Consider the following 3,799-nt stretch of genomic DNA (forward strand, 5'->3'; position numbering starts at 1 on the left):
CTGTCCTCGAACACGTTGCCCGCGAGCGCGGAGATCTCCGCGTTCGTGAAGCCGGCGACCGCCGCGGGCGTGAACTCCCCGTCGACGACCTCCTGACTCGCGTCGACGATGCGGGCGAACCGCTCGACGTACCACTCGTAGATGCCCGTGGCCTCGACGACCTCCTCGACGGAGAAGCCGCGCTCGAACGCCTCGAACATCGCGTACGGGCGGTCGGGGCTGGGGCGTTCGAGGTAGCCCTCGCGAAGCTCCTCGTCCTCCAGCGCGTCGAACTCAACCGCGGGGTCGTACTCGGAACTCCGGAGCGCCTTCAGCAGCGACTCCTCGAACGTCCGCCCGATCGACATCGCCTCGCCGGTCGACTTCATCGCCGTCGAGAGCGTGAAGTCCGTCTCGGGGAACTTGTCGATCGGCCAGCGGGGCACCTTCGTCACCACGTAGTCGATCGCCGGCTCGAACGCCGCGGTCGTCTCGCCGGTGATCTCGTTGTCGATCTCGTGGAGTCGCTTGCCGAGCGCGACCTTCGCGGTCACGCGGGCGATCGGGTAGCCCGTCGCCTTCGACGCCAGCGCCGAGGAGCGGGAGACGCGCGGATTCACCTCGACGACGCGGTACTCGCCGCCGGGCGTGCCGTCGTCGCGCCACGCGAACTGGATGTTACAGCCGCCCTGGATCCCGAGGTCGCGGATCACCTCGAGCGCCGCGTCGCGCATCTCCTGGTGGCCGTCGTCGGGGATCACCTGCGAGGGTGTGACGACCGTCGACTCGCCGGTGTGGATCCCCATCGGGTCGAGGTTCTCCATGTTGCAGATGATGATGCAGGAGTCGCCCGCGTCGCGCATCACCTCGTACTCCAGTTCGACCCAGCCAGAGATGGACTCGGTGATCAGGACTTCGTCGTTGCGCGAGAGCCTGAGTCCCTTGCGCGTGCGTTCGAGCAGTTCGTCCATCTCGTGGACGACGCCCGATCCGGAGCCGCCGAGCGTGTAGGTGGTGCGGGCGATCACCGGGAGGCCGCCGACCTCGTCGACGGCGTCCTCGACGCGCTCTTTGAGTTCTGCCTCGCCCATCTCGGTCGCCGACTCGCCCTCATCGAGGGTGACGGTCGTCGACTTGGGCATCGGCTGCCCCAGGTCCTCCATACGCTGGCGGAACAGGTCCCGGTCCTCGGTCGCGTAGATCGTGTCCAGCGGCGTGCCCATGATCTCCACGTCGTGCTCCTCGAGCACGCCCTGCTCGGCGAGTTCGGCGGTGACGTTCAGCCCGGTCTGGCCGCCGAGGCCGGCGATGACGCCGTCGGGCTGTTCCTTCCGGATCACCTCGGCGATGGCCTCGGGGGTGATGGGTTCGACGTACACCCGGTCGGCCGTCTCGGGATCGGTCATGATCGTCGCCGGGTTGGAGTTGACGAGCACCACTTCGGCGCCCTCCTCCTGCAGCGCCCGGCAGGCCTGCGCGCCGGAGTAGTCGAACTCCGCGGCCTGCCCGATCTGGATCGGGCCGGAGCCGATCAGGAGGATCGTCCGACCCTCGCCCGCGCCAGCGTCGCCGCCGTCTGTCGCGTCTGTCGACGGCGACGGTCCGCCGCCGTCTGTGACTGGCTCCGGGACCACTGCTCCGTCGTCACTGCCGGTGTCCGTCATTACTCATCCGGAATACGTGAATCGTAATAAGCTCGGCGAATATCTACGAGGTCCGAAGAGAGATTACGAATTTCGTAACCGCACCCGATCGAAAGCGCGATTGGGACGACAGCCGTGGCGACGGGCGTGTCCCGCGAGTACGACAAACTGGTCCGCGACGACGTGCCCGGGGTGATCGAGGCCGACGGGGAGACGCCCGTCACCCACGTCGTCGACGGCGACGCCTACGAGGAGCGGCTGTTCGAGAAACTCGAGGAAGAGGTGAACGAACTCCGCGAGGAGCCGAGCGCCGACGAACTCGCCGACGTGCGGGAGGTGCTGACCGCGATTCAGGACTGTCTCGATATCGACGACGACGTGCTGAAACGCGTTCGCGAGGAGAAGGCGGCCGAACGGGGGCGGTTCGAGGAGGGCGTCGTGCTGGAGCGCGTCGAGGATTAGACGTACGGCTCGGGGTCCAGATCCCGCTCGGCGCGGTACTGGTCGACGAACTCCGTCACGTCGAACTCCAGCATCTTCTCTTCGAACTCCGTCATCGCGCGCTCGCTCTCGGCGTGGGAGACCGCGTGCTCCATCATCTCGACGACCAGTTCCACCACCACTTCGTGGAGCCGTCGCGAGTCGAACTGGGAGATCCACACCATCGCGAACCCCACGTCGCCCTCGTCGGCCGCGTCGGCGACCGCGATCTGCTCGGGGAACTCCTCCATTACCATCCCCATCAGGTGGGGGGTGCCGAAGTCCGGCATCTCCTCGCTGGTGGTCTCGACCACGTCGTCGAGCGTCTCCACCAGGAACTCCGGGAAGAACCGCGTCGGCGGGTGCATGTCCATCACGACCGCGTGGGCCTCCCCGCAGTCACAGTCGAGTTCGCGCATCCCGAGGTCGAGCGACGTGAGCGCGACCGTCTCGCCACAGGGTAGCTCCAGTCGCTCGCCGCCTGCCGTAGCCATGGTCGAGAGAGGGGGCTGGCGGGCTAAAAGGTCGCCGCTCCCGGGCTGTGTTCGACGTTACTCCTCCTCGTCGGAACCGACCTCGAACGTCTTGCCGCCGTCGTCCTCGTCGTCGTCGGCGATCGAGACCTCCGTCGCGCCGTCGTCGTCCTCGTCAGTCACCTCGATCTCCGCGGCGACGTGTTCGTCGTCAGACTCCTCGTCTTCCTCGTCCTCGCGTTCGCCCCCCTCGATCTCCAACTCCACTTCGACCTCGATCCCGTCGGTCTCGAGTTCGGCCTCGATCTCGCGTTCGTCGCCGGCCTCGACTTCGAGTTCCTCGCTGTCTACCTCGACTTCGACCTCCACGTCGATTTCGACGTTCGTGTCGTCGGACATACGCGGGGGTAGGAGCGGCGGCGGGATAGTTTGCTCGGCCGGTCAGTCGCGTCGCTCTCTGACGTTCCGGACCCGCCGCTCACGGCTCACTCCGTTCGCCGTTCCCGTTTCGGGACTGTTTACCTCCGCTTCCTGCGGTCGCGGTGTTTCCCAGTCCCGCGTTCGACAGTCTTTACCTCCAAACAGCCCGACCACGAAGCATGCAAGAGGAGACCCGCGTCGAGTGGCGTCAGTGGGGGCAGGACGCCTTCGACGAGGCGCGCCGACGCTCCGTACCCGTACTGCTCTCGCTCTCGACGACCTGGTGTGTGGACTGCCACGAGATGGACGCCACCACCTACGCCGACACCAACGTCGCGGCCAACGTCAACGACCGCTACGTCCCGATCCGCGTCGACGCCGACCGCCACCCCCGCGTTCGCGAGCGCTACGCCGCCGGCGGCTTCCCCTCCACCGTCTTCCTCACGCCCGACGGCGAGGTGCTCTCGACGGCGACCGCGCTCGCGCCCGACGGGATGCGGCAGGTGCTCGACCGCGTGGCCGAGAACTACGCCGAGAAGGGCGACGACGCCGGGCGCGTCCCGCGCGCGCTCTCGGGCGACCTCCCGCCCGCGGGCGAGGTCGACGCCGCGATCGAGGAGCAGCTCGCCGGCCAGCTCGGCGAGAAGTTCGACGACCGCTTCGCCGGCTGGGGCGAGAGCGCGAAGTTCCCGCTGGCCCGCACCGTCGAGTTCGCGCTCAAACGCGAGCGCGATCAGGCCCTCCGTACCCTCGACGCGATCCGGGACCACCTCCACGACGACGTGGCCGGCGGCTTCTTCCGCT

Annotated in this window: 5 protein-coding genes; 2 read left to right on the forward strand and 3 right to left on the reverse strand. The window is 67.7% G+C overall.

The genetic code is table 11. From position 1 onward, the window contains the following. The coding region (gene carB, locus ACFR9S_RS15090; RefSeq protein ID WP_379818982.1) for a carbamoyl-phosphate synthase large subunit at positions 1-1,643 on the reverse strand (1,643 nt) is incomplete at its 3' end. Between the two features lie 114 nt (positions 1,644-1,757). Between carB and ACFR9S_RS15095 the strand changes: the two genes are divergently transcribed. After that, positions 1,758-2,084 (forward strand): hypothetical protein, encoded by a 327-nt coding sequence (locus ACFR9S_RS15095; protein ID WP_379732172.1) that lies wholly within the window; start codon positions 1,758-1,760, stop codon positions 2,082-2,084. Here ACFR9S_RS15095 and ACFR9S_RS15100 read toward each other — a convergent pair. Both ACFR9S_RS15100 and ACFR9S_RS15105 read right to left on the reverse strand, forming a co-directional pair. Then, a complete protein-coding gene (locus ACFR9S_RS15100) occupies positions 2,081-2,596 on the reverse strand; it encodes a DUF5815 family protein (protein ID WP_379732173.1) in 516 nt (171 codons plus the stop codon). The genes ACFR9S_RS15095 and ACFR9S_RS15100 overlap by 4 nt on opposite strands. 57 nt (positions 2,597-2,653) lie before the next feature. Next, entirely contained in the window at positions 2,654-2,974 is a 321-nt protein-coding gene (locus ACFR9S_RS15105; protein WP_379732174.1) for a hypothetical protein, read from the reverse strand. Between the two features lie 200 nt (positions 2,975-3,174). On the opposite strand from ACFR9S_RS15105, the gene ACFR9S_RS15110 reads away from it, so the two are divergent. Continuing rightward, the coding region (locus ACFR9S_RS15110; RefSeq protein ID WP_379818983.1) for a DUF255 domain-containing protein at positions 3,175-3,799 on the forward strand (625 nt) is incomplete at its 3' end.

It is taken from the genome of Halolamina salina, from assembly GCF_042678005.1.
In the GTDB taxonomy this organism is placed as follows: Archaea; Halobacteriota; Halobacteria; order Halobacteriales; family Haloferacaceae; genus Halolamina; species Halolamina salina.